Source organism: Pseudomonas sp. PGPR40, from assembly GCF_022014505.1.
In the GTDB taxonomy this organism is placed as follows: Bacteria; Pseudomonadota; Gammaproteobacteria; order Pseudomonadales; family Pseudomonadaceae; genus Aquipseudomonas.
Genome location: NZ_JAKLSP010000026.1, coordinates 19,095 through 44,565, shown reverse-complemented (window position 1 = coordinate 44,565; position 25,471 = coordinate 19,095). Strand labels below are relative to the sequence as shown.

Below are 25,471 nucleotides of genomic sequence, written 5' to 3'. Positions count from 1 at the left end.
GGCTTCAATAGGATTAGTTATCCAGCTTGCGCGCTGCTTCAACCCCTGCTGCGCTGAGTTTGATTGGCGGGTTCAACGAGTGCTCGCCTGCCTCGTTACAGGTCACATGACCGTGCTGAATCAATCCCCGCTCTTGCAGAGTCGCGAGGGTACTTGCCACGACTCTCTCCCCCCGGTAATTGTCCAGAACCTCCTTGCCCAAGCCATTTGGGTGGGCGTGCAGCAGGCGAGTCAGGACTTCTTTTTCCAGGTTTTTATCGACGTTCATGGTTACCTCTTCGTCAGGATGGATGGGTATTGCATGTTCGCTCGCATCGGCGAACTTATTAATTGACGCTACGGCCTTCGGAGCCCGAGCCACCGGTGGTGGTTTTCGAGCCGACGCCGGTTCCGGCGTTATCAGGAGTTTGGATACCAGGTGTATTCATCCCGCCCTGAGGGTCCGCATCGTCGTGATAAACCCGTGGGTCTGTGGCCGTCGGAGAAGGCGAACGGCCGCTGTCGATGCCTTGGGTGGCCGCGGATTCGGGCCTTTCGATTGGATCGGTCGGGTCGGTCCCGGAAGAGCTGGTCGCGGCGAATACGACAGAGGTGAGCAATGTGGTGAGAGCGAGGGTGGTCAGTCGGGACGTGATCATGGTGTCGTCTCCGTTGATTAGAGTCCTTACCCGATATTGGTCCTTCCCGAGCTGGATTGGTGCCTGATGAACGACGAGTGGTGTCGCCCAAGCTTATTGGTCGACGCCGATTTCTTCCTTGAACAGCTCCATGAAACCCTTCAGGCGTTCGTGGCGAATCTGTGCCAGACGTTGACCGGTAGTCGTTTGGAAACCGTCCGCCAAGTGCAGCAGTTTGGTCTGGAAATGATCGAGGCAAAAACGTTTGTCGTCGTAGTCCCGTTCTTTTGCCTCTGGGTCCAACGGGTCGTATAACGCACTGCCCATGCGCCCGGCAATGTAGAAGGTACGCGCCACGCCAAGCATGCCAAGGGAGTCCAGGCGGTCGGCGTCCTGGATGATTTTCGCTTCGAGGGTGGTGGGCGTGATGTTGGCACTGAAACTGTGGGCTTCGATGGCGTGGGCGACCGCAGTGATTTTTGCGTCAGGCCAATCCAAGGCTACCAGTACTGTCGAAGCTTTCTGCGCCGCCAGTCGTGATGCCTGTGAGCGCAACGGCGAGTTTTTCTCCACCGCCACGCAATCGTGCAACAGCACGGCTGCCAGCAGCACCTCTAGATCGCCGCCTTCTTGGGCATGAAGCGTGCGTACGTTGTGCCACACCCGCTGCAAGTGCGACAGATCATGGGCACCATCCTCGCCAGTTTCCAGAGCATGAGGCAGCAGTTCAGAAGCCAGATTGTGCAAAGGTGCGAAAACAGTGATGGCCATGGAACTCCTTGGATTCAACCCGGTTTTTGTGATCAATGAATACCCTGTAGGAGCGGGCTTGCCCGCGAAAGCAGTATGTCAGGCGACATCAATTTTGACTGTACCGCCGTCTTCGCGGGCAACCCCGCTCCTACAGTATGTGACGAGCGCTGCGCGCGGACTTAGTATGGCGTTTTCAACTTTTGACAAGGCACGTTCATGACGATCGAAATCCGCCCGGCAACCCCCAGCGATGCTCCGCAAATCCTCGCGTTCATCACTGAACTGGCGGACTTCGAACGTGCCCGCCACGAAGTCATCGCCAGTGTCGCTGACATCGAGCGTAGCCTGTTCAGCGAAGGCGCCACCGCCCATGGCCTGATCTGTCTGCGCGATGGCTTGCCGATCGGCTTTGCGGTGTTCTTTTTCAGCTATTCCACCTGGTTGGGCAGCAACTGCCTGTACCTCGAAGACCTCTACATCACGCCTGAACAACGGGGCGGTGGCGCCGGCAAAACCTTGCTGCGCCACCTGGCGAAAATTGCCTGCGCCAATGACTGCGGCCGTTTCGAATGGAGTGTGCTGGACTGGAACAAACCGGCGATCGAATTCTACAAATCCCTCGGTGCACAGCCGCAGGAGGAGTGGGTGCGGTATCGGATGGATGGGGCGGTGTTAAGGGATTTTGCCGAGGGCAATTGACCCCCTGAAAGATCGCAACCCTCGGCAACTCCTACACGGGATTGTGTTCGACCGCGCTATTGCGTCGTACATCGAATCTGTAGGGACTGCCGAGGGCTACGATCTTTTTTTGTGTCATCTCCCAATATATGGGATTGATATTTATATATTGAGATTTACCTTCGTCCAGGTTTATAGTCCAGCTCACTCACTGCCAAAAAACAAAACAGGTGAAGCGATGCTGGCGCAATTGATCGCGCTCGATTGGGGGACGACCTCATTACGTGCTTACAAACTCGGCTTCGGTGGCCAGGTGCTGGAACAGCGCTCGCTGTCATCCGGGATCATGCAGCTGCCCAAGACGCCGCGAATCATCGCCGGCCAGGCATGCGCCGACGGCTTTGAACTGGCCTTCGATGAGGCCTGTGGTGACTGGCTCGATGCGCAGCCCGATTTGCCGGTGATTGCGTGTGGCATGGTCGGCAGTGCTCAGGGCTGGCGCGAAGCGACCTACTGCGACACGCCGGCGAACGTCGCCAATCTCGGAACTTCCCTACAAATCGTTCGCAGTCTTCGCGGTGTTGATGTGCACATCGTGCCGGGGGTGATTCAGCGTTCGCGCTTGCCGAACGTGATGCGCGGCGAGGAAACCCAAGTTCTCGGCGTGTTGCAGAATCTGCCGAGCGGGGCGGGCAACGATCTGTTGATCGGCCTGCCGGGCAGCCATTCGAAATGGGTGGAAGTGGCCGACGGCTGCATCGTGCATTTCGATACCTTCATGACCGGCGAAGTCTTCGCCGTCCTCAGTGAACACAGCATTCTGGGGCGCACTCAGCAGCGCGGCGCGTCTTTCGATGGCGAAGCGTTTGATCGTGGCGTGCGGGTTGCCTTGTCGGCAGACGGCGAGATCGGGCCGCTGTCGACATTGTTCAGTGCCCGCAGTCTGGGGCTGACCGGCGAACTCAGCGCCGTCGCGCAACCGGACTATCTGTCCGGCCTGTTGATCGGCCATGAACTGTCGGCCCTGGCCAATGTTCAGCGGCGCCGACGCAACAGCGTGCACCTGCCTTCGATCATCCTCATCGGAAACACCCAACTCTGCGCCCGCTACAGCCGTGCGCTCGACGCCTGCGGTTTTGCCCGGGTGACCCTGGCCGAGCAGGCCACCGAACGCGGGTTGTGGCAGTTGGCGGTCGCCGCCGTACTGATCACGACACCCCCATCCCGTTAAACCTGACTGGAGGTCTGACATGCTCAAGCAAGCACTGGCACAAAACGGTCTGATCGCGATCCTGCGTGGCCTGCGTCCGCAAGAAGCGGCAGCCATCGGCGAAGTCCTGTACTCGGCCGGATTTCGCGTCATTGAAGTGCCGCTTAATTCCCCCGAACCGTACGAAAGTATCCGCATCCTGCGCAGTACCTTACCCGCCGATTGCCTGATCGGTGCGGGCACGGTGTTGACGCCGGAACAGGTCGAGCACGTGAAAGCGGCGGGCGGCCAAGTGATCGTCATGCCTCACAGCGATGCCAAGGTGTTGCGTGCGGCGAAAGCGGCGGGGCTGTTCCTTTCGCCGGGTGTCGCGACGCCGACCGAAGCCTTTGCCGCATTGGCCGAAGGGGCGGATGTGCTGAAGATGTTCCCGGCCGAACAAATGGGTCCCGCCGTTGTGAAAGCCTGGTTGGCGGTGTTGCCGGCAGGGACGGTGCTGGTGCCGGTGGGCGGGATTACGCCGGACAACATGCAGGTGTTTGTCGAGGCCGGCGTCAAAGGTTTTGGCCTCGGCTCCGGGTTGTTCAAACCGGGCATGACGGCCGACGAAGTGGCGGTGCGCGCCAAGGCGTATGTCGCTGCCTGGAATGCGTTGCGTTAAGACTTTTTGGCGCTGTGAGCGCTGCATCTATAAGAGCTGCATTAATAAAAAGAGAGTACGAGAGATGAAAATCACCAAACTCACTACCTTCATCGTTCCGCCGCGCTGGTGCTTCCTCAAGGTCGAAACCGACGAAGGCGTGACCGGTTGGGGCGAGCCCGTGGTCGAAGGCCGCGCGCACACCGTCGCTGCTGCGGTTGAGGAATTGTCCGACTACCTGATCGGCAAGGACCCACGCAACATCGAAGACATCTGGACCGTGCTCTACCGCGGTGGCTTCTACCGGGGCGGCGCGATCCACATGAGTGCCCTGGCCGGCATCGACCAGGCGTTGTGGGACATCAAGGGCAAGGCGCTGGGTGTGTCGGTCAGCGATCTGTTGGGTGGACAGGTGCGGGACAAGATTCGCGTTTATTCGTGGATCGGTGGTGATCGCCCGGCAGATACCGCGCGTGCCGCGAAAGAAGCGGTCAGCCGTGGTTTCACGGCGGTGAAAATGAACGGCACTGAAGAACTGCAATTCCTCGACTCCTTCGAGAAGGTCGACCTGGCGCTGGCCAACGTCGCCGCCGTGCGCGATGCGGTCGGCCCGAATGTCGGCATCGGCGTGGACTTCCATGGTCGGGTGCATAAGCCCATGGCCAAGGTGCTGATGAAGGAACTCGACCCGTACAAACTGATGTTCATCGAAGAGCCGGTGCTCAGCGAAAACTACGAAGCGCTGAAAGAACTGGCGCCGCTGACCAGCACACCGATTGCCCTCGGCGAGCGGTTGTTCTCGCGCTGGGATTTCAAACGGGTGCTCAGCGAAGGCTACGTCGACATCATCCAGCCGGATGCCTCCCACGCGGGCGGCATCACCGAAACCCGCAAGATCGCCAACATGGCCGAAGCCTACGACGTGGCGCTGGCGCTGCATTGCCCGTTAGGCCCGATTGCCCTGGCGGCGTGCCTGCAACTGGACGCGGTTTGCTACAACGCGTTCATCCAGGAGCAGAGCCTGGGCATCCATTACAACGAGAGCAATGACCTGCTCGATTACGTGAAAGATCCGCGGGTGTTCGACTACGACAAGGGCTTCGTGAAAATCCCCAACGGCCCGGGCCTGGGCATCGAGATCAACGAGGAATACGTGATCGAACGCGCCGCCGTCGGCCACCGCTGGCGCAACCCGATCTGGCGCCATGCCGATGGCAGCTTTGCCGAGTGGTGATACTCACGCGGTGATCGTTCCCACGCTCCGCGTGGGAATGCCTCACCGGACGCTCTGCGTCCGCTCTTGGGACGCAGAGCGTCCCTGGCTGCATTCCCACGCAGAGCGTGGGAACGATCAACAACCACGACCTCAATAAACATAAGAAGAGGCACCCCCCATGCAACCGCAAACCCTTACCGGGCAGGCGTCGTTGGTGACGCCCAGTCGCAAGCGTTTTTTCATCATGGTCCTGTTGTTCATCACCGTGGTGATCAACTACCTGGACCGCAGCAACCTGTCGATTGCCGCCCCGGCGCTGACCAGCGATCTGGGTATCGATCCGATCCATGTCGGGTTGATCTTTTCCGCTTTCGGCTGGACTTACGCCGCCATGCAAGTCCCCGGCGGCTGGCTGGTGGACCGGGTGCCGCCGCGCATCCTGTACAGCGTCGCATTGCTGCTGTGGTCAGTGGCCACGGTGATGCTCGGCTTCGCTGCCAGTTTCATCGCGCTGTTCGTGCTGCGCATGGCCGTCGGCGCCCTGGAAGCGCCGGCGTATCCGATCAACAGCCGCGTGGTGACGACCTGGTTCCCCGAGCGCGAACGCGCCACAGCCATCGGTTTCTACACCTCCGGGCAGTTCGTCGGCCTGGCGTTTCTCACGCCGGTACTCGCTTGGTTGCAACACCAATATGGCTGGCACATGGTGTTTGTCAGCACCGGCGCGGTGGGCATTATCTGGGCGGTGATCTGGTATGTGGTGTATCGCGAACCGCGGGATTTCAAGGGCACCAATGACGCTGAAATCGAGCTGATCCGCGAAGGCGGCGGGCTGGTGGATATTCAGGCTGAAGCCGCGAAGGCCAAGGCGAAATTCAGCTGGATCGACCTTGGGATTGTCCTGAGCAAACGCAAGTTGTGGGGCATTTACCTCGGCCAGTTCTGCCTCAACTCGACCCTGTGGTTTTTTCTGACGTGGTTCCCGACCTACCTGGTGAAATATCGCGGTATGGACTTCATCAAGTCTGGCTTGCTGGCGTCGCTACCGTTTCTGGCGGCCTTCGTCGGCGTGCTGTGTTCGGGGTTCTTCTCGGACTTTTTGATCCGTCGCGGCTACACGGTGGGTTTCGCCCGCAAGTTGCCGATCATTGGTGGCCTGCTGATTTCCACCTCGATCATCGGCGCCAACTTCGTCGAGTCGACGCCATTGGTGATTGCCTTCCTTGCGCTGGCCTTCTTCGGCAACGGTCTGGCGTCGATCACCTGGTCGCTGGTGTCGACCCTGGCCCCGGCGCGCTTGCTTGGATTGACCGGTGGGGTGTTCAATTTCATCGGCAACCTGGCGGCGATTACCACGCCGATCGTCATCGGTTTTCTCGCCTCGGGTGATTCGTTTGCCCCGGCGATCACCTATATCTCGTTTCTGGCGTTGATGGGTGCGCTTTCCTACGTGTTGCTGGTGGGCAAGGTCGAGCGTATCAAGTTGTAGTCGCGGCCATCGGGCGACCATAATGCCGCCCGTTCACTCGCTCAACGGTAAGGCTGGATATGCAGGAAGACGCCCCAAAAATCGCCAAGGACGCCGCGCCGACTGGCACCCAGACACTGCTTCGTGGTTTGGGTGTGGTTCAGGCCGTGGCCAGTGGTGCCCGTGATCTCAAGGAAATCGCCCGGCTGATCGGCACGACACGCAGCACTACCCATCGTCTGGCCAGTTGCCTGGTGGACGAGCGATATTTGCGGGTGGTGCCGCAAGTGGGTTATCTGCTGGGGCCGAAACTGATTGAACTGGGTTTCCAGGCGCGTGAAGAGCTGCCACTGGTGACGCTGGCCGGGCCGTATCTGGATGAGTTGTCGGCGTTGACCGGCGACACCATTCACTTGGCGATTCGTGAAGGCGACGAGGTGTTGTACCTGCTCAAGAATCCGGGGCGCAACGGTCCGGAAATGCGCTCGCGGGTCGGCCATCGTATGCCATTGGCGCGTACCGGGATCGGTAAGGCGTTGATGCTCGATGACTCGCAGGAAGAATGGCAACGGCTGTACGAAATCAGCTTGCCGGTGGGTGGGAAAAATCAGTTCTGGCCGCAGCACCCGGAGCAATCCTGGGAGCAGTTTCAGCAACGCATGATCGAGTACGTGGCCGGCGGGTACGCGTTCGATCTGGAAGACAACGAACCGTCGATCCGCTGTGTGGCGGCACCGATCCGCGATGCCAGCAAGCGCATCGTCGCCGGTATCAGCATCGCCAGCACCGTGCCGTACATGCCGCTGGAAAAAATGGCCGAGCTGATTCCCCTGATCAAAGGGGTTACAGCCCGGCTTTCTGCTGAACTCGGCGCGAAAGTCTGATCAGACTTTCAGCGTCGCCATGTCGATCACGAAGCGGTACTTCACGTCACCGGCAATCATGCGGGTGTAAGCCTCGTTGATCTGACGGATGTCGAGCATTTCGATGTCGCAGGTGATGCCGTGTTCGGCGCAGAAATCCAGCACTTCCTGGGTTTCGGCGATGCCGCCGATCAAGGAACCTGCCAGTACCCGGCGACCCAGTACCAGTTTGGCGGCGTGGACCGGTGGATCGATCGGCTCGATCAAACCCACCAGAATATGCACGCCATCGAAACGCAGCGTATCAAGGTAGGGATTGAGGTCGTGCTGCACCGGAATGGTGTCCAGCAGGAAGTCGAAATGTCCTGCGGCCGCCTTCATTTGTTCCGCGTCGGTGGACACGATCACGTGGTCCGCGCCTTGACGACGAGCTTCTTCAGCCTTGCTCGCCGAGCGGGTGAACAGCGTCACTTCAGCGCCCATCGCCTTGGCGAACTTGATGCCCATGTGGCCGAGACCACCCATGCCGAGAATCCCGACCTTGTCGCCGGCCTTGACGCCGTAGTGCTTGAGCGGTGAGTAGGTGGTGATGCCGGCGCACAGAATCGGCGCGGCGCTGGCCAGGTCGAGTTTCTCCGGGATACGAACGACAAAGTGCTCGCTGACCACGATGCTGTCGGAGTAGCCGCCCATGGTGTTGCTGCCATCGACCCGGTCCGGGGTGGCGTACGTCATGGTCGCACCTTCGAGGCAGTATTGCTCCAGATCCGCCTGGCAGGCTTCGCAGTGTCGGCACGAGTCGACCATGCAGCCGACGCCGACCAGATCGCCGACCTTGTGTTGGGTCACATTCGCACCGACGGCGGTGACTTTTCCGACGATCTCATGGCCGGGCATTAGCGGGTAAACCGCAATGCCCCACTCGTTGCGTGCCTGATGGATGTCGGAATGGCAGACGCCGCAGTAGAGAATGTCGATCGCAACGTCGTCGGCCCGTGGGCTGCGGCGTTCGAATTTCATCGGGGCGAGGGGAGTGGTGGCTGACTGAGCGGCGTATCCGATGGCGGTGTACATGGTGAACCTCGCAAAAGCGGTGACAGGTGAGGCGAGCCATTCTGGGCGCCGCACGGGTGACCGGCCATGGCGATTCCTCCGGGTGTCATGCCTAATCCTCCGGCATGCGCCGCTGATTGGTCGCATTGGCGTTCAGACCTGCGATGATGCTTTCATCCCTTTTTTCGCGACTTTTTTTGTGACTTCTTTTGTGAAGAGCTCCCCCATGTTGTTGACCCGTCATCTCGATGCCAATGCCACCCTGGTTTCGTTGATCCAGCCGCTGATCAGCCGCGACGGCTTTGCGCCTACTGCGTTGTCGGGCGTGCAGCTTATGCGAGCCAGTTGCGATGTCGCCCGTGGCCCGCAAATCTACGAGCCAAGCCTGGTCATCATCGCCCAGGGCGGCAAGTTGGCGCATCTGGGCTCGCGTACGTTGGAATATGGTACTGGGCATTACCTGATTCAGGCGTTGCCGGTACCCTTCGAATGCGAGACGTTTTCGGCACCAGATGGCCCGATGCTGGGCGTTTCCATCTCCATTGACCGGGTGCTGCTCAGTGAATTGGTGCTGGCCATGGGGCTGGCACCGGGGCGTACGGTTCCCGCACAGACGCCCGAGTCCATGACCTCGGCGGTGCTCGACGATGCCATGCGCGGTTGTGTGGAGCGGTTGTTGCGCTGCCTGCACGATCCGCTGGAATGCCAGATCATGGGCCCGGCGCGCTTGCGTGAATTGTTGTTCGTGGCGTTACGCGGATCGCAAGCCGATGTGTTGCGAGCGTTGGTGGAACAACAGGGGCAGTTCGCGCGGATCGCGGCGTCTCTGAGTCATCTGCATGCGCATTACACCGAGCCGCTGAACGTCGAGACCCTGGCCAGTTGCGCGAACATGAGTGCGTCGACGTTTCATGAGCATTTCAAACGCAGCACGTTATTGTCGCCGGTGCAGTATTTGAAGCGTTTGCGTTTGCTCAGGGCCCAGCAGTTGTTGCTGGGCGAAGGGTTGGGCGTGGCCCAGGTGGCGCATCGGGTGGGGTATCAGAGCACGTCGCAGTTCAGCCGCGAGTACAAGCGTTACTTTGAGCGTAATCCTGGGGATGAGCGCGCGGCTTGATACACCACGAATCCCCTTGTGGGAGCGGGCTTGCTCGCGAAAGCGGTGTATCAGTTGACATCAATGTTGGATGATAAACCGCCTTCGCGAGCAAGCCCGCTCCCACATTGGTTTTGTGGTGTGGCTTAATTTCGGGCAACAAAAAGGCCCCCATTTCGGGAGCCTATGTTGTTCAGCGATTCGACTTACATGTTCGGGTAAGTCGGGCCGCCAGAGCCTTCCGGCGCCACCCAGGTGATGTTCTGTGCAGGGTCCTTGATGTCGCAGGTCTTGCAGTGAACGCAGTTCTGGGCGTTGATCTGGAAGCGCTTTTCGCCGTCTTCCTGGGTCACCACTTCGTACACGCCGGCCGGGCAGTAGCGCTGGGCAGGTTCATCGTACATCGGCAGGTTCTTGGCGATCGGAATGCTCGCGTCGGCCAGCTTCAAGTGGCAAGGCTGCTCTTCTTCGTGGTTGGTACCGGAGATGAACACCGAGCTGAGTTTGTCGAAGCTGATCTTGCCGTCCGGTTTCGGGTAGTCGATCTTCTTGCAATCAGCCGCCAGTTTCAGGCAAGCGTAATCCGGCTTGGTGTCGTGCAAGGTGAACGGCAGTTTGCCGCCGAAGATGTTCTGGTCGAGCCAGTTGAAACCGGCACCGATGATCGGGCCGAACTTGTGCATCGCCGGGCCGAAGTTGCGGCTGGCGAACAGTTCGTCGTATAGCCAGCTCTTCTTGAACGCGTCGACGTAAGTGGTCAGCTCTTCGGTGCCATCTTTTTCAGCAAACAGTGCGTCGGCCACGGCGTCAGCGGCGAGCATACCGGACTTCATCGCGGTGTGGCTGCCTTTGATCTTGGCGAAGTTCAGCGTGCCGAGGTCGCAACCGATCAGCGCGCCGCCCTTGAAGACCATTTTCGGCAGCGAGTTCAGGCCGCCTTTGGAGATAGCACGCGCGCCATAGCTGATGCGCTTGCCGCCTTCCAGGTATTGCTTGAGCACCGGGTGATGCTTGAGGCGCTGGAACTCGTCGAACGGCGACAGGAAGGTGTTGCTGTAGGAAAGGTCGACGATCAGGCCGACCACCACCTGATTGTTTTCCAGGTGATAGAGGAACGAGCCGCCGGTGTTCTCGGTGCCCATGATGTCCAGCGGCCAACCGGCGGTGTGGACCACCAGGCCTGGCTGGTGCTTGGCCGGGTCGATTTCCCAGATTTCTTTCAGACCGATGCCGTAATGTTGGGCGTCGGCCTCGCTGTCGAGGTTGAAACGCTTGATCAGCTGCTTGCCGATATGGCCACGGCAACCTTCGGCGAACAGCGTGTACTTGGCACGCAGTTCCATGCCCGGGGTGTACAGGCCTTCTTTCGGATTGCCTTCGCGATCAACGCCCAGATCGCCGGTGATGATCCCGCGAACCACGCCGTTCTCGTCGAACAGCGCTTCCTGGGCGGCGAAGCCCGGGTAGATTTCCACGCCCAGGTTCTCGGCCTGCTGGGCCAGCCAGCGGCACAGGTTGCCCAGGGAGATGATGTAGTTGCCTTCGTTGTGCATGGTCTTGGGCACAAAGAAGTCAGGAATCTTCTGCGCGCTGTCGGCGTTTTTCAGAACGAAGATGTCATCGCGTGTGACTGGCGTGTTCAGCGGCGCGCCGAGTTCTTTCCAGTCCGGGAACAATTCGTTCAGGGCCCGTGGTTCGAACACGGCACCGGAGAGGATGTGAGCGCCGACTTCGGAGCCTTTTTCGACCACGCAGACGCTGATTTCCTTACCGGCTTCGGCGGCCTTCTGCTTCAAACGGCAGGCGGCAGACAGGCCAGCGGGGCCGGCACCGACGATGACCACGTCGAATTCCATGTATTCGCGTTCCACAGGCTATCTCCTACTCAAGGCTCAACAGTTTTTTTTCTAATTGGAGGTTTGGCGTTGCATCCATTATTTCCTCCGGCAAACGCCGAAAGGGACAATGGATGACCCACCTTTCTCTCTAGGTGGCGCATTATATCTACACCACTCCTAGCGTCCAATACAAACGTTTGTTTGAATTGGCTCAAAGCCAGAGAAATCAAAGTCACGCGGCTTATGAACGGCTATTTTGCCGTATTGACCGGAATAGGCGTTCCGGTCAAGATACGGTCGGTTTTGCGCTCGCCGTAGGCTGACTGTTGGTTTCAAGAGCACCTCTAAAGACAGGGCGATGACGATACAAGGTGATGCGCGGTACAGGTTTGGCGTGCAGTTTACACGCCGTGATAATGAATGACTCGTCGGTCACCACTGACGAACGGTTATCAGCCTCGTGAGCAATGTTCACCCGATATACCTGCCAGCGTTTTTAGAGGTGCCCTTGCGCCGATGAGCATCAACCGCCAGGTTCGCCTAGGCGACTTTCTTTTCACCGGAGAGTAACGAGGAATCCATGAAGGTTCTTGTAGCTGTCAAACGCGTTGTGGATTACAACGTCAAGGTTCGTGTCAAGGCGGACAATTCCGGCGTCGACCTCGCTAACGTCAAGATGTCGATGAACCCGTTCTGCGAAATCGCAGTGGAAGAAGCCGTACGTCTGAAAGAGAAAGGCGTTGCGACTGAAATCGTCGTCGTCTCCATCGGCCCGTCCACCGCTCAAGAGCAACTGCGCACCGCGCTGGCTCTGGGTGCCGACCGCGCCATCCTCGTCGAATCCGCTGAAGATCTGACTTCCCTGGCCGTTGCCAAGTTGTTGAAAGCCGTTGTCGACAAGGAACAGCCTCAGCTGGTGATCCTCGGCAAACAAGCCATCGACAGCGACAACAACCAGACTGGCCAGATGCTCGCTGCATTGAGCGGTTACGGTCAGGGTACGTTCGCTTCGAAAGTCGAAGTCAGCGGCGATACCGTTGCCGTGACCCGCGAAATCGACGGCGGCGCACAGACGGTTTCCCTGAAACTGCCGGCCATCGTCACCACCGACCTGCGTTTGAACGAGCCGCGCTACGCGTCTCTACCAAACATCATGAAAGCCAAGAAGAAGCCTCTCGAAGTGCTGACTCCGGACGCTTTGGGCGTTTCCACCGCCTCCACCAACAAGACCCTGAAAGTCGAAGCGCCGGCTGCACGCAGCGCGGGTATCAAGGTCAAGTCGGTAGCTGAACTGGTCGAGAAACTGAAAAACGAAGCGAAGGTAATCTAAATGACTATCTTGGTTATTGCTGAACACGACAACAAAGTGCTGGCCCCGGCCACGCTGAATACCGTTGCTGCTGCCGCCAAGATCGGTGGCGACATCCACGTTCTGGTTGCAGGTCAGGGCGCTGGCGCCGTGGCTGAAGCCGCTGCGAAAATCGCTGGCGTGGCTAAAGTGCTGGTGGCCGACAACGCCGCCTACGCTCACCAACTGCCGGAAAACGTCGCACCGCTGGTTGCCGAGCTGGGCGCTGGTTACAGCCACATCCTGGCCGCCGCCACTTCCAACGGCAAAAACATCCTTCCGCGCGTTGCCGCGAGCCTGGACGTTGACCAGATCTCCGAGATCATCTCGGTCGAAAGCGCCGACACCTTCAAGCGCCCGATCTATGCCGGTAACGCCATCGCGACCGTTCAGTCCAACGCAGCGGTCAAAGTGATCACCGTGCGTGCCACCGGTTTCGACCCGGTTGCTGCTGAAGGTGGTTCGGCTACCGTTGAAGCCGTTGCCGCTGCCCACGACGCTGGCACTTCGAGCTTCGTTGGCGAAGAACTGGCCAAGTCCGATCGTCCGGAACTGACCGCTGCCAAAATCGTCGTTTCCGGCGGTCGCGGCATGCAGAACGGCGACAACTTCAAACACCTGTACGCCCTGGCCGACAAGCTGGGCGCTGCCGTCGGTGCTTCCCGCGCCGCGGTCGACGCAGGTTTCGTACCCAACGACATGCAGGTCGGTCAGACCGGCAAGATCGTTGCGCCACAGCTGTACATCGCCGTCGGTATTTCCGGCGCGATCCAGCACCTGGCCGGCATGAAAGACTCCAAAGTGATCGTTGCGATCAACAAGGATGAAGAAGCGCCGATCTTCCAGGTGGCCGATTACGGCCTGGTGGCAGACTTGTTCGAAGCCATCCCTGAGTTCGAGAAGCTGGTCTAATCCGGCAGCTTGACTTATAAAGAGCCCGGCCTTTTGGTCGGGCTTTTTTTTATTCTTTGCTTCTACAGACGATATAACCGGGTTTGAGTGGAGTGTTTCGCCATGGATTTGCGCCGCGTGTGTGGCTGGTCATTACTGCTGGGGCTGACGTTGCTGCCGACGCTGTCCATCGCCGCAGGTAAATGCGAGCGCCTGGTGGTGACCGGCAGCCCGGACGCACCGCCGTACCTGTGGCAAGACCCGCAAAATCCCAAGTACCTGATAGGCGCCAGCGCTGATCTGTTGCAGCACGTGGCGGGGGAGTTGGGCATCAAGGTCGAGCTGCTTTACGCCGGCAAACGCTCCCAGGCCCTGGACGAAGTGCGCAGCGGGCGCATGGACATGCTGGCCGATGCGCCGTTGACGGTCAGTGAGCTGGAAAATCTGGATTACATCCATCCACCGCTGCTGGAAAACGATTACCTGGTCTGGACCCGCAACGACTCGTTGCTGGTCTACAACGAAGCGCAGGATCTTCACGATCATCCCGGCGCGTTGTCGGAAAAGGCTCGAGTGACTCCGGCATTCGGGACTTTCGCCGAGCAGCAATTGACCCTGGTGCGCACACCCAATCTGACCCAGGCCTTTCAGAAATTGCTGCTGAACGAGGTGGAATTTGTCCTCGCCGGACGCTACTCGGGCATGGCCATGGTGCAAACGCTGGGGATGGCCGATGACTTGATGGCCCACCCACAACCCATCGACAAACCCGGCCTGTATCTCGCGGTTTCCCATAACTCTGCCTGCAACGATCCGTGGTTGCGCGGACAGCTGGCCAAAAAGATGACAGAATTGCCCGCGTCCGGACTGACAGAAGCTGCACTGCTGCGCAATATCGAGCGTTGGAAAGCGCAACGCTCACAACCGCAGCCACAACCTGTCAGTACTCCAAAACAGTAGGGATTTTTAGTGAGTATTCGACCTCTTTTCGTTGCCCTGGCCGTTCTGGCTCTGGCGGGTTGTGCAGCCGATCCGGCGCCGAATGAACAAATACGCCTGACCGAGCAGGCCCTCGAACAAGCCAAGGCCGTGGGTGCTACCGCCGACGAAGTACCGGAGCTGAAACTGGCCGAAGACAAGTTCAAGCGTGCCAAGGGCAACATGGCCGACCAGTCCTTCAAGAATGCGCGCATGCGGGCCGAGCAGGCCGAACTGGACGCGCGGCTTGCCGAAGCACGGGTTCTGACCCTCAAGAGCGAGGAGCAGTTGAACGTGCTCAATACCCGCATCACTCGCCTGCGCAAGCAACTGGGAGATGCCCAATGAGCCTGAAAACCAAAGCACTCGGCGGCTTGATTCTGGCCGGCTGCGCAAGCCTTTATGGCTGCGCTGGCCAACACAGCGAAGCCGCATTGCAGCAGGCCGGCGCCGACTTCCAGAAGGTCAAGGAAGACTCCAATGTGCTGCGTATTGCGCCCAAAGACGTGATCCGTGCCGGTGAATCCCTGGCCCGCGCCGATCGTCTGTCCAGCTACTGGGGCAGCGGTTCGGACGTGGTGCATTACGCCTACCTGAGCCGGCGCTACAGTGAAATTGCGCGGGAACACACCAATCAAGTGCTCAACGAGGAACGCGCGACGAAGCTCGAACTCGAGCGTCAGCGCCTGCAGTTGGCCCTGCGTGAGTCCAAATTGCTCAGCGTGCAGCAACAGGGCAAGTGGCTCGAAGAGCAGATTGTGGCATTGGCGACTACCCAAACCGACCGTGGTCTGGTGATGACCTTGGGTGATGTGCTGTTCGATACCGGTGAAGCAGAGCTGAAAAGCTCGGCAAACCGTGTGGTGCTGAAGATCGTCCAGTTCTTGCAGCTCAACCCCAAGCGTGTGGTGCGGATCGAGGGCTATACCGACAGCACCGGCGGTAAACAGGAAAACCTCAAGCTATCCCGCGACCGCGCGCAATCGGTGGCTAACGTGCTGATGGACCTGGGTATCGACGACAAACGTATCAAAGTCGAAGGCTACGGCGATGAATACCCGGTGGACGTGAACGCTTCCGAGCGCGGTCGTGCGCAGAACCGTCGGGTGGAAATTGTGTTCTCCGATGAAAAAGGCCAGCTCGGCGCCGCCCGCTAAGGGTTGCGTTACTGGAAAACCCGGCCTGTCAGCAGTGCCGGGTTTTTTTGTGCGTGCCAATCAGCGCAATACTCCAAAAAAACAGTACAGATTTTGCTGACACCGCACTGTACGGTCGACTATTGTGGCAACTGTCCCAGTACACTTCTAAACTGTTCCGGTATTGTTTCACACAAGAATAAAATGCCCGTGAAATCGAGTGCTGCGTCATGACCAATCTCTTGCTCTATCAACGAATTGCTCAGCAACTGGCTGAAGACATCCGCCGCGGTGTCTATCAACCGGGGGAGCGCGTGCCTTCGGTGCGCAAGATGAGCTCGCAGCTCAACGTCAGCCATGCAACGGTGTTGCAGGCCTACGCCAACCTTGAGGATCAGGGGCTGATTCGTGCCCGGCCGCAATCCGGTTACTACGTGCACCAAACGCCCGCGCTCACGGCGCCAACCCCGGATATTGCCCGGGTCGAGCGTCCTGGTCTGGTCACCCGCAGCAGCATCATCCAGCAAGTACTGGTCGAATCCCGCCGCGAAGGCGTCTTCCCGTTGGGCGCGGCCGTACCGAGCGTCGACTATCTGCCGGTGCGGGCGCTGCATCAGCAACTGGCCAAAGTCACCCGTTTCCATAGCCCTCGGGCGTTCAGCTACATGTTCAGCCCCGGCTTCGAGCCGTTGCGTCGGCAAGTGGCGATCCGCATGCGCGATGCCGGCGTGGTGGTCGATCCGTCGGAAGTGGTCATTACCCACGGTTGCGTCGATGCATTGCAGATGTCTCTGCGCGTGTTGACCCGGCCGGGCGATCTGATCGCGGCCGAGTCGCCAACCTATTACGGTTTGCTGCAACTGGCTGACCTGCTGGGACTGAAAGTCATCGAGATCCCCAGCGATCCGGCTACCGGCATGAGCCTCGAAGCCCTGCAATTGGCAGCCAACCAGTGGTCGATCAAGGCGCTGGTGCTGACCACCCGTTTGAGTAATCCCTTGGGCGGCACCATGCCTGAAGAGCGGCAGAAACAACTGCTGCGTCTGGCCTCGGATTTCGATATCCAGGTCGTCGAAGACGATATTTATGGCGAGCTGATGTTCGAGCAGGGCCGCACCAAATCGCTCAAGGCCTATGACCGGCTGGATCGAGTGATCTATTGCTCCAGTTTCTCCAAAACCCTGTCGCCCGGTGTGCGCATCGGCTGGATGATCGCCGGCAAGTACCAGCAGGAAATCCAGCGCTTGCAAACCTTCAGCACACATTCGGCGTGCAGCGTCACGCAAATGGGCATCGCGGCCTATCTGGAGAACGGTGGCTACGACCGGCATTTGCGCTACATCCGTCAGGAGTACCGCAAGAACCTCAGTGCTTTTCAACTGGCGGTGCAGCAGTACTTTCCGGAAGGCACGCAGATGAGCCGGCCCACCGGTGGTTTCATTCTATGGGTCAGCCTACCGGGACGGGTCAACACGCAGGAACTGCATGTGCGTGCATTGCAGCAGGGCATCAGTATTGCGCCGGGGCTGATCTTCAGTAACACCGAGCAGTTCAATCACTGCATTCGCCTGAACTGCGGCATCCCTTGGAACCGTGAAGCCGAGCGTGCATTGATGACGTTGGGGTTGCTGGCGACGCAACTTTGTCAGGAGACGACGAGCGGTTTTTGATCGGCCGGGCAGTTCTGAACTGCCCGCTTGTCTTGTTGCCTCCAACAGGCGAGCATATAACCTTCTGCCGTTCGCGCCGTTGGGTCCATGAAGCCGATTTTTCCTGCCGCCTGGTTGTTGATCTGCCTGTCGATGACCTGTCACGCGGAAGGCGTCATGGCGGCTTCCGTTCAGGAAAAACCAACAGCCAGCACAACCGTGGAAAAAGCGGCATCGGTCAAAAAAGCCGCGCCGGCCAAAAAGAAGGCTACTGCGGTCAAAAAACGTTCCCCCATTGCTTCCAAGTCGAAACCGGCCAGTGAAGTCGTGCAAGCCAAACTCCCTTCAGCAAATCTCGACTTGAGTTTGCCCAAGGACATGGTCGAGGAACTGAAGCCGGTCGGCACGGTAACGTTGCCCCAACGGGATGCACTGTTGCCGCAAATGTTCGGTGACAAGAGCAGCCCGTTCCAGCTCAACGGTCGCCTGCTTAGCAATGAAATGCAGCTGCAATTGCGCAATGAAGAGCGTCGGGAAGTTGAAGGCGCGGCGCTGGATTTTGAGTTCAAGCAGTAAATTCACCCATTCGTGACCCCGTGCACCAGACGCTTTGTCGGAGACTGGTCAGTCACGTTCGTTTGAGCGAAAAAACCCGGGCTCAGGTAATTTTAAACAGTCGTTTTAGTCGTTACTCTGTGCCACGTCCCTTTAACGCATTACCCGTCGCGAGGAGCTTGTCGTCATGAGATGCCGTGAAGGCTGTGGCGCCTGTTGCATTGCCCCTTCCATCAGTTCCCCGATTCCCGGCATGCCCAATGGCAAAGCTGCCGGAGAGCGTTGCGTACAACTGTCTGTCGATAATCTGTGCGGCATTTTCGGCAAGCCGGAACGTCCTGCGGTGTGTTCGGCATTTGAAGCCGATGTCGAGGTCTGCGGAAACAGCAGCGATGAAGCGATCAAATTGCTGGGCTGGTGGGAACAAATGACGGCTGCGTGATGTGTTCATCGAACGGAACTTCCACAATAAGGAATATAACTATGGGTTCGCTGCATCGTATGGCTGTGCTGTGTGGTTTGACGGTTTTGCTGGCCTCCACGGCCCAGGCCGAAGAATGGAAAACTGCCAAGGAAGAAGAGGGCATCAAAGTGTCCTTGAGTGAAGTGGCCGGTTCCCAATACAAGGCTTACCGTGGCGTGACCGTCATGAAGACCACCATGGCCAAACTGCGTGCATTGCAGGAAGACGTGCCGGGAGCCTGTGCATGGATTCACGAGTGCAAGACTCAGAAGTTGCTCAAACACGAAGGTAACCAGAGCTGGACCTACACCCGGTTCAATACCCCTTGGCCGGTCACTCCTCGCGACTCCGTGTTGCATGTCACCACCGTTGAAAGCGCCGATGGAAGCCTGACCCGAGAATTGGAAGGGCAGCCCAAGTACCTTCCAGAAGAAAAAGGTTTTGTACGGGTTGCCCAAGTCAAAGGTTTCTGGAAGCTCGTGCCTAAAGGCGATCAGGTCGAAGTGACTTATCAGGCCCATACCGAACCCGGTGGCAGCGTGCCGTCGTGGTTGGCCAACAAGTTTGTGGTCGATGCGCCGTTCAATACCCTCAAAGCCCTGAAAGAACGCGCCGAGAAGTAACCGCGTATACTTTTGATCAGCCCGTTCAACAACGCCCCGATCTGATCGAGGCGTTTGCGTTTTTTTACCAAGGGCGGGGCTTTATTTTGTTTCTGGATATGCGTTGAACGAAATTTTCACAAAGCCTCCAAGACAATTCACCCGAGCCCCAACCCGTCAGCCTCCGCAACTTTGCGTCACGTCTCTTGTCCCAGAACGCTGCAAGCGACAGTCGGGCCTGCGGGTCAGTAATCAATGGTAATGCCGCGGGTGATCGTGCAACATTTGCGCACCGCGCGAGCCCCGGGGCCGAGGATGGCCAACAGAGGGCAAGATAGCTGATGCCGGTCAGTTAAACGCAATCCATGTGGGAGCGGGCTTGCTCGCGAAAGCGGTGTGTCAGACGACATCGATGTTGACTGTGCCGCCGCCTTCGCGAGCAAGCCCGCTCCCACAGGTTAACCGACCAGCATCAGGCAAGGCGCCGCTGTATTTTTGAAACTTCAACTTCCAATGGGTCCTAAAACGACATGGCAAACCCGGACGCCCTGAGTCAGCAGCGAGCTTCTAGTCGCCTGCTGCAACCGACCGTCAAATCGCATCTGGCCTACACACTCTTGTGTGCCCTGGTCATGATGGTCATGTTCAGCCTGCTGCGCGTGGCGCTGCTGGTCTACAACAGCTCGATGATCCTCGATACACCGGCTTCGACCTTTCTGGAAGCGTTCGCCAACGGCCTGCGTTTCGACTTGCGTCTGGTGGTTTACCTCAGCATTCCGCTGGTGCTGGCATTGTTCAGCGCCCGGGCCATGGCCGCCCGCGGGTTCTTCCGGCTGTGGCTGACCGTTGCCTCGAGCATCGCGCTGTTCCTTGGCCTGATGGAGATGGACTTTTACCGTGAGTTCCACCAGCGTCTCAATGGCCTGGTCTTCCAGTACGTGAACGAAGACCCGAAAACCGTGATGAGCATGCTCTGGTACGGTTTTCCGGTGGTTCGCTACCTGTTGGCCTGGGCCGTGGGCACGTTGATTCTGACCCTCGCGTTCAAGGGCGCCGACCGCGCCACGCGTCCTCGCGGGCCGTTCAGCGGTGGCAGCATTGGCACGCGGCAGGTCGCTCCGTGGTATGCGCGCGGCGTGGTGTTCGTGGTTTGCCTGCTGGTCTGCGTGGTCGCGGCTCGTGGCACCTTGCGTCAAGGACCGCCAATGCGTTGGGGCGACGTTTACACCACCGACTCGAACTTCGCCAACCAGTTGGGCCTTAACGGCACGTTGTCGCTGATCGCAGCGGCGAAAAGCCGGATATCCGCACATCGCGACAATGTCTGGAAAGCCACGCTGCCACAGCCTCTGGCCCAGCAGACCGTGCGCGATTCGTTGCTGACTCCGAGCGACAAGCTGGTCGATCCCGAGACCGCCGCGGTGCGTCGCAACTACAGCCCCGACACCAACAAGACACTGCCGATCAAGAACGTCGTGGTGATCCTGATGGAAAGCTTCGCCGGTCACTCGGTGGGTGCTCTGGGTCGTCCGGGTGAAATCACACCGTACTTCGACAAACTGTCGAAAGAAGGCCTGTTGTTCGACCGATTCTTCTCCAATGGCACCCATACCCACCAGGGCATGTTCGCCACCATGGCCTGCTTCCCGAACCTGCCGGGTTTCGAATACCTGATGCAGACGCCTGAAGGCAGCCACAAACTGTCCGGCCTGCCGCAGCTGCTCAGCGCCCGCGACTACGATGATGTGTACGTCTACAACGGCGACTTCGCCTGGGATAATCAGTCGGGCTTTTTCAGCAACCAGGGCATGACCAATTTCATCGGGCGCAATGACTTCGTCAACCCGGTGTTCTCCGATCCGACCTGGGGCGTATCCGACCAGGACATGTTCAACCGTGGTCTGGAGGAATTGAAGGCCCGCGATGGCAAGGATAAAAAGCCGTTCTATGCCTTGCTGCAGACCCTGTCCAACCACACGCCGTACGCCTTGCCGACGCCATTGCCGGTGGAGCGCGTGACCGATCGTGGCAACCTGAACGAACACTTGACCGCCATGCGCTACTCCGATTGGGCGTTGGGTCAGTTCTTTGAACAGGCCCGCAAAGAGCCGTACTTCAAGGAAACCCTGTTCGTGGTTGTCGGCGACCACGGTTTTGGCAATGAACAGCAAATTACTGAAATGGACCTGGGCCGTTTCAACGTGCCAATGCTGATGATCGGGCCGGGTGTCCAGGAAAAATTCGGCGAGATCGACCACACCGTCGGCACTCAGATCGACATCGTACCGACCATCATGGGCCGCGTCGGTGGCGATGTGGTTCATCAGTGCTGGGGGCGCGACTTGTTGAACCTGCCGGAAGGCGATAAGGGCTTTGGCATGATCAAACCGTCGGGCAGCGATCAGACAGTCGCATTGCTTACCGCGGATCGCATGTTGGTATTGCCTAAAGATATGCCACCGAAGTTGTATCAATACGAACTGGGCGCCCACCCGAAAGGTGAAGTGATCCCGGCATCGGCGGACGAAGCGGCGCTCAAGCAGAAACTTGAGTCGTTCATTCAGACGGCCACCAAAAGCCTGATCGATAACACCGCCGGTGTAGTTGACGGCACGCCGGACTGATTTTTTTGCGCACTAGAAAAGAGGCCCTTCGCAGGGCCTCTTTTTTTGCCGGAAAATCTTTATATCTTGCCAAGTAATAGCAGGATCAACAGCACTACCAACACCACGCCGATGATACCGGACGGGCCATAACCCCAACTACTGGAGTACGGGAAGACCGGCAAGCCACCTATCAACAACAGGATAAGAATAACGATAAGAATTGTGCCCATGTCTGTTTCCTTTGTTGGAAGCGTTGTGGATTGACCTGGCGTTTTAGCCATCAGCCGGACTTGTATTAAGCCTAGCTGCTTACAAAATCCGACTCATGGATATGAAGAAAAATTCCAGGTTTTCTTAATGTTTTTGGAAAGCACGTTTATTTCTTTTACTGCGTATCAAAGTTGAAACAACCGGACCGCGCCGTGGTTCATTGCTGGCCATTCAGCAATCTGATGGAGCGTGGGTGGCGCAGTATCCTTCGCTACACTCGGTGCATCTTCCCCGGAACAACAAGGCTGTTTGCTATGCAAAATCGCATGATGATCACTGGCGCGGGCTCAGGCCTGGGTCGCGAAATCGCGCTGCGCTGGGCGCGTGAAGGCTGGCAGCTGGCCTTGTCGGATGTCAGTGAGCCCGGCCTGCAAGAAACCCTGAAGCTGGTTCGCGAAGCCGGCGGTGACGGTTTCATCCAGCGTTGCGATGTGCGTGACTACAGCCAGCTGATGGCCTTCGCCCAAGCCTGTGAAGAGAAACTCGGCGGCATCGATGTCATCGTCAACAACGCCGGTGTGGCCTCGGGCGGGTTCTTCAGTGAACTGTCGCTGGAAGACTGGGACTGGCAGATCGCGATCAACCTGATGGGTGTGGTCAAGGGCTGCAAGGCGTTCCTGCCGCTGCTGGAGAAGAGCCACGGCAAGATTATCAACATCGCCTCGATGGCGGCACTGATGCAAGGCCCGGCCATGAGCAACTACAACGTGGCCAAGGCGGGGGTGGTGGCTTTGTCGGAAAGTCTGTTGATCGAACTGGCCCACGAGGAGATCAGCGTGCATGTGGTCTGTCCGTCGTTCTTTCAGACCAACTTGCTGGACTCCTTCCGCGGCCCGACCCCGGCCATGAAAGCCCAGGTCGGTAAATTGCTGGAAAGCTCGCCAATTACCGCTGCTGATATTGCCGACTACATCTATCAGCAGGTCGCCGTCGGCGAATTCTTGATCTTGCCTCACGAACAGGGCCGCATGGCCTGGGCGATCAAACAAAAAGACCCGCAATTGCTCTACAACGAAATGACCGTGATGGCCGACAAAATGCGCGCCAAGGCCAAACAATCCGCAAGCTGAACTTGCCCGAGCGCAATACCGTCGTTAGGGTGGCCGCCATCGGCCATCCCAACGAGACATCTGCATGCTCAATTACCTGTGGTTTTTCCTCGCCGCGCTGTTCGAAATCGCTGGCTGCTTCGCCTTCTGGATGTGGCTGCGCCAAGGTAGAAGCGCGTGGTGGATTATCCCGGCGTTGCTCAGCCTGATCTTGTTCGCGGTGCTGCTGACGCGGGTCGAAGCGAGCTACGCCGGCCGCGCCTATGCCGCCTACGGTGGCATCTACATCATTGCGTCGATCGGCTGGCTGGCGGTGGTCGAGCGGATTCGTCCACTGGGCTCGGACTGGATTGGCGTGGCACTGTGTGTGATCGGGGCGAGTGTCATTCTGTTTGGTCCGCGCTTTTCTGTTTCCTGAAGGATCGGTCCTTCATTCAACCCGGTTTGTCGGATGCGTCTGTCAGGGCGACGCATTCTGTGCCGTAGGGCAAAACTGTTTTGCTGCTGTTGCGTTGTAGACCCGCTGCGTGCCGGGCATCTTCAAGGGCCGGTAACCCTGAAGGATGAATGCCATGCTTGTACTCAGTCGCGTTGTGGGCGAGTTGATATCCATTGGTGACAACATTTCCGTGCGGGTTCTCGCTGTGAACGGTAGCAGCGTGCGTTTCGGCGTTGAAGCGCCGCGACAGGTCGATATACATCGCGCCGAAGTCTATGAGCGCATCCAGGTCCAGCAGGCCAGAGCGAAAGCCCGTTAAGGGCCTCAGTCGAACAGATGCTTGGGCACGTCGTGTTTGAGCATCAACTGGCATTGCTCGCTTTCCGGATCGAAAACGATCAACGCCTGGCCCTTGGTCAATGCCTGACGAACACGCAAAACGCGGGTTTCCAGCGGTGTGTCATCGCCGTTGTCCGTGCCGTCACGGGTCACGAAATCCTCGATCAGGCGGGTCAGCGTGCCGACTTCAAGTTGGTCATGGGGAATCAGCATAAGGCACCTCGGCTAAACAATGGCGCGATGCTACGGTGAATGAAGGAGGGCGGCTAGCCCGGTCTGAACAGTTGCCTGCACGATCGCCTTCGCGAGCAAGCCCGCTCCCACATTCGACCGTATTCCTATGAAAGAACTCGGTCACCTGTGGGAGCGGGCTTGCTCGCGAAGACGATCGTGCAGGCACCGAATATCTACAGGTAAAACTCAACCTTCTGAACGCTGCCCCACCAAACTATCCACCGACGGCACCCGGGTATCACTTTCCATCTGCGTCTCGTGTTCGATCTGATGACTGAACCGGTCCAGCGATCCCTTGGCCGGTTGTGCATCGCTGTCGAATACCGGCGGGCTGAGGATGTAGGCGCCGAGCAGGCGGCTGAGGGCGGCGAGGCTGTCGATGTGGGTGCGTTCGTAGCCGTGGGTGGCATCGCAACCGAAGGCCAGCAGGGCGGTACGAATGTCGTGGCCGGCAGTGACTGCCGAGTGGGCATCGCTGAAGTAATAGCGGAACAGATCACGGCGCGCCGGCAGTTCGTTGTCGCTGGCCAGGCGCAGCAGATGGCGCGACAGGTGATAGTCATAAGGCCCGCCGGAATCCTGCATTGCCACGCTCACCGCGTGTTCGCTGGAATGCTGGCCGGGCGCGACCGGCGCGATGTCGATACCGACGAATTCGCTGACATCCCAGGGCAGGGCGGCCGCCGCACCGCTGCCGGTTTCTTCGGTGATGGTGAACAGTGGATGGCAGTCGATCATCAGTTCTTCACCGCTGTCGACAATGGCTTTCAACGCCGCCAGCAGTGCGGCAACGCCGGCCTTGTCATCGAGGTGACGGGCGCTGATGTGGCCGCTTTCGGTGAACTCCGGCAACGGGTCGAAGGCAATGAAATCACCGACGCTGATCCCCAGCGAATCGCAATCGGCGCGGGTGGCGCAGTAAGCGTCCAGACGCAATTCGATGTGATCCCAGCTGATCGGCATTTCATCCACGGCAGTATTGAACGCGTGCCCGGAAGCCATCAGCGGCAATACGCTGCCGCGGATCACGCCGTTGTCGGTGAACAGACTGACGCGGCTGCCTTCGGCAAAACGGCTGGACCAGCAACCGACCGGCGCCAGGGTCAGACGACCGTTGTCCTTGATCGCGCGAACTGCCGCGCCGATGGTGTCCAGGTGGGCGGAGACGGCGCGGTCCGGGCTGTTTTTCTTGCCCTTGAGGGTGGCGCGCAGGGTGCCGCGACGGGTCATCTCAAAGGGAATGCCCAGCTCTTCGAGGCGCTCGGCGACGTAACGCACGATGGTGTCGGTGAACCCGGTAGGGCTGGGAATGGCGAGCATTTCCAGCAGGACTTTTTGCAAGTAATTGAGGTCCGGTTCGGGGATTTTGCGGGTCATGGAAACTCCTGATGAAGTGAGAGCTGATCGTTCCCACGCTCTGCGTGGGAATGCAGCCAGGGACGCTCTGCGTCCCAAGCGATTGCTGCGCGTCCGAGGAGTC

28 protein-coding genes are annotated in these 25,471 nt (G+C 58.8%); 20 read left to right on the top strand and 8 right to left on the bottom strand.

Annotated features, from left to right (window positions below):
• Nucleotides 1-13: 13 nt before the first annotated feature.
• From MEB48_RS21375 to MEB48_RS21365, 3 genes are all read right to left on the bottom strand, one after another.
• Nucleotides 14-268, bottom strand: coding sequence for a hypothetical protein (locus tag MEB48_RS21375; protein WP_237885900.1), 255 nt, complete (start codon nucleotides 266-268; stop codon nucleotides 14-16).
• 58 nt (nucleotides 269-326) lie between these two features.
• A complete protein-coding gene (locus MEB48_RS21370; protein WP_237885899.1) occupies nucleotides 327-638 on the bottom strand; it encodes a hypothetical protein in 312 nt (103 codons plus the stop codon).
• Nucleotides 639-731: 93 nt separating this feature from the next.
• Nucleotides 732-1,388: an HD domain-containing protein gene (locus MEB48_RS21365; RefSeq protein ID WP_237885898.1), complete on the bottom strand. Its 657-nt coding sequence runs from the start codon at nucleotides 1,386-1,388 to the stop codon at nucleotides 732-734.
• A gap of 198 nt (nucleotides 1,389-1,586) precedes the next feature.
• Between MEB48_RS21365 and MEB48_RS21360 the strand changes: the two genes are divergently transcribed.
• From MEB48_RS21360 to MEB48_RS21335, 6 genes are all read left to right on the top strand, one after another.
• Nucleotides 1,587-2,069: a GNAT family N-acetyltransferase gene (locus MEB48_RS21360; protein WP_052964833.1), complete on the top strand. Its 483-nt coding sequence runs from the start codon at nucleotides 1,587-1,589 to the stop codon at nucleotides 2,067-2,069.
• 217 nt (nucleotides 2,070-2,286) lie between these two features.
• Complete coding sequence (locus MEB48_RS21355; protein WP_237885897.1) at nucleotides 2,287-3,279, top strand: 2-dehydro-3-deoxygalactonokinase; 993 nt, start codon at nucleotides 2,287-2,289, stop codon at nucleotides 3,277-3,279.
• A 19-nt stretch (nucleotides 3,280-3,298) separates the two neighbouring features.
• Nucleotides 3,299-3,919, top strand: coding sequence for a 2-dehydro-3-deoxy-6-phosphogalactonate aldolase (locus MEB48_RS21350; protein WP_237885896.1), 621 nt, complete (start codon nucleotides 3,299-3,301; stop codon nucleotides 3,917-3,919).
• A gap of 64 nt (nucleotides 3,920-3,983) precedes the next feature.
• A complete protein-coding gene (dgoD, locus tag MEB48_RS21345) occupies nucleotides 3,984-5,132 on the top strand; it encodes a galactonate dehydratase (RefSeq protein ID WP_007903915.1) in 1,149 nt (382 codons plus the stop codon).
• A 160-nt stretch (nucleotides 5,133-5,292) separates the two neighbouring features.
• Nucleotides 5,293-6,603: an MFS transporter gene (locus MEB48_RS21340; RefSeq protein ID WP_237885895.1), complete on the top strand. Its 1,311-nt coding sequence runs from the start codon at nucleotides 5,293-5,295 to the stop codon at nucleotides 6,601-6,603.
• Nucleotides 6,604-6,662: 59 nt separating this feature from the next.
• Nucleotides 6,663-7,466, top strand: coding sequence for an IclR family transcriptional regulator (locus MEB48_RS21335; RefSeq protein WP_237885894.1), 804 nt, complete (start codon nucleotides 6,663-6,665; stop codon nucleotides 7,464-7,466).
• Here MEB48_RS21335 and MEB48_RS21330 read toward each other — a convergent pair whose 3' ends face one another.
• Nucleotides 7,467-8,519 (bottom strand): NAD(P)-dependent alcohol dehydrogenase, encoded by a 1,053-nt coding sequence (locus MEB48_RS21330; RefSeq protein WP_237885893.1) that lies wholly within the window; start codon nucleotides 8,517-8,519, stop codon nucleotides 7,467-7,469.
• Between the two features lie 205 nt (nucleotides 8,520-8,724).
• On the opposite strand from MEB48_RS21330, the gene MEB48_RS21325 reads away from it, so the two are divergent.
• A complete protein-coding gene (locus tag MEB48_RS21325) occupies nucleotides 8,725-9,615 on the top strand; it encodes an AraC family transcriptional regulator (protein WP_237885892.1) in 891 nt (296 codons plus the stop codon).
• A 185-nt stretch (nucleotides 9,616-9,800) separates the two neighbouring features.
• On the opposite strand, the gene MEB48_RS21320 is transcribed toward MEB48_RS21325, so the two are convergent.
• Nucleotides 9,801-11,465, bottom strand: coding sequence for an electron transfer flavoprotein-ubiquinone oxidoreductase (locus MEB48_RS21320; RefSeq protein WP_237885891.1), 1,665 nt, complete (start codon nucleotides 11,463-11,465; stop codon nucleotides 9,801-9,803).
• A gap of 547 nt (nucleotides 11,466-12,012) precedes the next feature.
• On the opposite strand from MEB48_RS21320, the gene MEB48_RS21315 reads away from it, so the two are divergent.
• The 10 genes from MEB48_RS21315 to MEB48_RS21270 all read left to right on the top strand — a co-directional run bounded on the left by MEB48_RS21315 (nucleotide 12,013) and on the right by MEB48_RS21270 (nucleotide 21,678).
• Nucleotides 12,013-12,762, top strand: a complete 750-nt coding sequence (locus tag MEB48_RS21315) for an electron transfer flavoprotein subunit beta/FixA family protein (RefSeq protein ID WP_007903904.1) — start codon at nucleotides 12,013-12,015, stop codon at nucleotides 12,760-12,762.
• Complete coding sequence (locus MEB48_RS21310) at nucleotides 12,763-13,692, top strand: electron transfer flavoprotein subunit alpha/FixB family protein (RefSeq protein WP_237885890.1); 930 nt, start codon at nucleotides 12,763-12,765, stop codon at nucleotides 13,690-13,692.
• Between the two features lie 102 nt (nucleotides 13,693-13,794).
• Complete coding sequence (locus tag MEB48_RS21305; protein ID WP_237885889.1) at nucleotides 13,795-14,631, top strand: substrate-binding periplasmic protein; 837 nt, start codon at nucleotides 13,795-13,797, stop codon at nucleotides 14,629-14,631.
• A gap of 9 nt (nucleotides 14,632-14,640) precedes the next feature.
• A complete protein-coding gene (locus tag MEB48_RS21300) occupies nucleotides 14,641-14,997 on the top strand; it encodes a DUF4398 domain-containing protein (RefSeq protein WP_237885888.1) in 357 nt (118 codons plus the stop codon).
• Nucleotides 14,994-15,806, top strand: a complete 813-nt coding sequence (locus tag MEB48_RS21295) for an OmpA family protein (RefSeq protein WP_237885887.1) — start codon at nucleotides 14,994-14,996, stop codon at nucleotides 15,804-15,806. Before MEB48_RS21300 ends, MEB48_RS21295 begins: the two co-directional genes overlap by 4 nt.
• Before the next feature lie 209 nt (nucleotides 15,807-16,015).
• Nucleotides 16,016-17,455: an aminotransferase-like domain-containing protein gene (locus MEB48_RS21290; protein ID WP_237885886.1), complete on the top strand. Its 1,440-nt coding sequence runs from the start codon at nucleotides 16,016-16,018 to the stop codon at nucleotides 17,453-17,455.
• A gap of 87 nt (nucleotides 17,456-17,542) precedes the next feature.
• A complete protein-coding gene (locus MEB48_RS21285) occupies nucleotides 17,543-18,010 on the top strand; it encodes a translation initiation factor 2 (RefSeq protein ID WP_237885885.1) in 468 nt (155 codons plus the stop codon).
• 166 nt (nucleotides 18,011-18,176) lie between these two features.
• A complete protein-coding gene (locus MEB48_RS21280) occupies nucleotides 18,177-18,431 on the top strand; it encodes a YkgJ family cysteine cluster protein (RefSeq protein WP_237885884.1) in 255 nt (84 codons plus the stop codon).
• A gap of 41 nt (nucleotides 18,432-18,472) precedes the next feature.
• Nucleotides 18,473-19,075 carry an START domain-containing protein gene (locus tag MEB48_RS21275; RefSeq protein ID WP_237885883.1) on the top strand — a complete coding sequence of 201 codons (603 nt, stop codon included), beginning with the start codon at nucleotides 18,473-18,475 and terminating at the stop codon, nucleotides 19,073-19,075.
• Nucleotides 19,076-19,584: 509 nt separating this feature from the next.
• Nucleotides 19,585-21,678, top strand: coding sequence for an LTA synthase family protein (locus MEB48_RS21270; RefSeq protein WP_237885882.1), 2,094 nt, complete (start codon nucleotides 19,585-19,587; stop codon nucleotides 21,676-21,678).
• Nucleotides 21,679-21,737: 59 nt separating this feature from the next.
• Here the strand turns inward: MEB48_RS21270 and MEB48_RS21265 are convergent, their stop codons facing one another.
• Nucleotides 21,738-21,890, bottom strand: a complete 153-nt coding sequence (locus MEB48_RS21265) for a DUF3309 family protein (RefSeq protein ID WP_052964818.1) — start codon at nucleotides 21,888-21,890, stop codon at nucleotides 21,738-21,740.
• Nucleotides 21,891-22,184: 294 nt separating this feature from the next.
• Between MEB48_RS21265 and MEB48_RS21260 the strand changes: the two genes are divergently transcribed.
• The 3 genes from MEB48_RS21260 (at nucleotide 22,185) to csrA (ending at nucleotide 23,737) form a co-directional block, all read left to right on the top strand.
• Complete coding sequence (locus MEB48_RS21260; protein ID WP_237885881.1) at nucleotides 22,185-23,000, top strand: SDR family oxidoreductase; 816 nt, start codon at nucleotides 22,185-22,187, stop codon at nucleotides 22,998-23,000.
• 64 nt (nucleotides 23,001-23,064) lie between these two features.
• Nucleotides 23,065-23,397, top strand: a complete 333-nt coding sequence (locus MEB48_RS21255) for a YnfA family protein (RefSeq protein ID WP_237885880.1) — start codon at nucleotides 23,065-23,067, stop codon at nucleotides 23,395-23,397.
• Between the two features lie 154 nt (nucleotides 23,398-23,551).
• Nucleotides 23,552-23,737: a carbon storage regulator CsrA gene (csrA, locus tag MEB48_RS21250; RefSeq protein ID WP_237885879.1), complete on the top strand. Its 186-nt coding sequence runs from the start codon at nucleotides 23,552-23,554 to the stop codon at nucleotides 23,735-23,737.
• A 5-nt stretch (nucleotides 23,738-23,742) separates the two neighbouring features.
• Here the strand turns inward: csrA and MEB48_RS21245 are convergent, their stop codons facing one another.
• Nucleotides 23,743-23,970 (bottom strand): YheU family protein, encoded by a 228-nt coding sequence (locus tag MEB48_RS21245; protein ID WP_237885878.1) that lies wholly within the window; start codon nucleotides 23,968-23,970, stop codon nucleotides 23,743-23,745.
• Between the two features lie 207 nt (nucleotides 23,971-24,177).
• Nucleotides 24,178-25,368 carry an osmoprotectant NAGGN system M42 family peptidase gene (locus MEB48_RS21240; protein WP_237885877.1) on the bottom strand — a complete coding sequence of 397 codons (1,191 nt, stop codon included), beginning with the start codon at nucleotides 25,366-25,368 and terminating at the stop codon, nucleotides 24,178-24,180.
• Nucleotides 25,369-25,471 lie beyond the last annotated feature (103 nt).

Excerpts from the sequence above, each read along its gene's own strand:
- MEB48_RS21375 (WP_237885900.1), bottom strand. The coding sequence starts at position 268 with ATGAACGTCGATAAAAACCTGGAAAAAGAAGTCCTGACTCGCCTGCTG.
- MEB48_RS21370 (WP_237885899.1), bottom strand. The coding sequence starts at position 638 with ATGATCACGTCCCGACTGACCACCCTCGCTCTCACCACATTGCTCACC.
- MEB48_RS21365 (WP_237885898.1), bottom strand. The coding sequence starts at position 1,388 with ATGGCCATCACTGTTTTCGCACCTTTGCACAATCTGGCTTCTGAACTG.
- MEB48_RS21360 (WP_052964833.1), top strand. The coding sequence starts at position 1,587 with ATGACGATCGAAATCCGCCCGGCAACCCCCAGCGATGCTCCGCAAATC.
- MEB48_RS21355 (WP_237885897.1), top strand. The coding sequence starts at position 2,287 with ATGCTGGCGCAATTGATCGCGCTCGATTGGGGGACGACCTCATTACGT.
- MEB48_RS21350 (WP_237885896.1), top strand. The coding sequence starts at position 3,299 with ATGCTCAAGCAAGCACTGGCACAAAACGGTCTGATCGCGATCCTGCGT.
- dgoD (WP_007903915.1), top strand. The coding sequence starts at position 3,984 with ATGAAAATCACCAAACTCACTACCTTCATCGTTCCGCCGCGCTGGTGC.
- MEB48_RS21340 (WP_237885895.1), top strand. The coding sequence starts at position 5,293 with ATGCAACCGCAAACCCTTACCGGGCAGGCGTCGTTGGTGACGCCCAGT.
- MEB48_RS21335 (WP_237885894.1), top strand. The coding sequence starts at position 6,663 with ATGCAGGAAGACGCCCCAAAAATCGCCAAGGACGCCGCGCCGACTGGC.
- MEB48_RS21330 (WP_237885893.1), bottom strand. The coding sequence starts at position 8,519 with ATGTACACCGCCATCGGATACGCCGCTCAGTCAGCCACCACTCCCCTC.
- MEB48_RS21325 (WP_237885892.1), top strand. The coding sequence starts at position 8,725 with ATGTTGTTGACCCGTCATCTCGATGCCAATGCCACCCTGGTTTCGTTG.
- MEB48_RS21315 (WP_007903904.1), top strand. The coding sequence starts at position 12,013 with ATGAAGGTTCTTGTAGCTGTCAAACGCGTTGTGGATTACAACGTCAAG.
- MEB48_RS21310 (WP_237885890.1), top strand. The coding sequence starts at position 12,763 with ATGACTATCTTGGTTATTGCTGAACACGACAACAAAGTGCTGGCCCCG.
- MEB48_RS21305 (WP_237885889.1), top strand. The coding sequence starts at position 13,795 with ATGGATTTGCGCCGCGTGTGTGGCTGGTCATTACTGCTGGGGCTGACG.
- MEB48_RS21295 (WP_237885887.1), top strand. The coding sequence starts at position 14,994 with ATGAGCCTGAAAACCAAAGCACTCGGCGGCTTGATTCTGGCCGGCTGC.
- MEB48_RS21290 (WP_237885886.1), top strand. The coding sequence starts at position 16,016 with ATGACCAATCTCTTGCTCTATCAACGAATTGCTCAGCAACTGGCTGAA.
- MEB48_RS21285 (WP_237885885.1), top strand. The coding sequence starts at position 17,543 with ATGAAGCCGATTTTTCCTGCCGCCTGGTTGTTGATCTGCCTGTCGATG.
- MEB48_RS21280 (WP_237885884.1), top strand. The coding sequence starts at position 18,177 with ATGAGATGCCGTGAAGGCTGTGGCGCCTGTTGCATTGCCCCTTCCATC.
- MEB48_RS21275 (WP_237885883.1), top strand. The coding sequence starts at position 18,473 with ATGGGTTCGCTGCATCGTATGGCTGTGCTGTGTGGTTTGACGGTTTTG.
- MEB48_RS21270 (WP_237885882.1), top strand. The coding sequence starts at position 19,585 with ATGGCAAACCCGGACGCCCTGAGTCAGCAGCGAGCTTCTAGTCGCCTG.
- MEB48_RS21265 (WP_052964818.1), bottom strand. The coding sequence starts at position 21,890 with ATGGGCACAATTCTTATCGTTATTCTTATCCTGTTGTTGATAGGTGGC.
- MEB48_RS21260 (WP_237885881.1), top strand. The coding sequence starts at position 22,185 with ATGCAAAATCGCATGATGATCACTGGCGCGGGCTCAGGCCTGGGTCGC.
- MEB48_RS21255 (WP_237885880.1), top strand. The coding sequence starts at position 23,065 with ATGCTCAATTACCTGTGGTTTTTCCTCGCCGCGCTGTTCGAAATCGCT.
- csrA (WP_237885879.1), top strand. The coding sequence starts at position 23,552 with ATGCTTGTACTCAGTCGCGTTGTGGGCGAGTTGATATCCATTGGTGAC.
- MEB48_RS21245 (WP_237885878.1), bottom strand. The coding sequence starts at position 23,970 with ATGCTGATTCCCCATGACCAACTTGAAGTCGGCACGCTGACCCGCCTG.
- MEB48_RS21240 (WP_237885877.1), bottom strand. The coding sequence starts at position 25,368 with ATGACCCGCAAAATCCCCGAACCGGACCTCAATTACTTGCAAAAAGTC.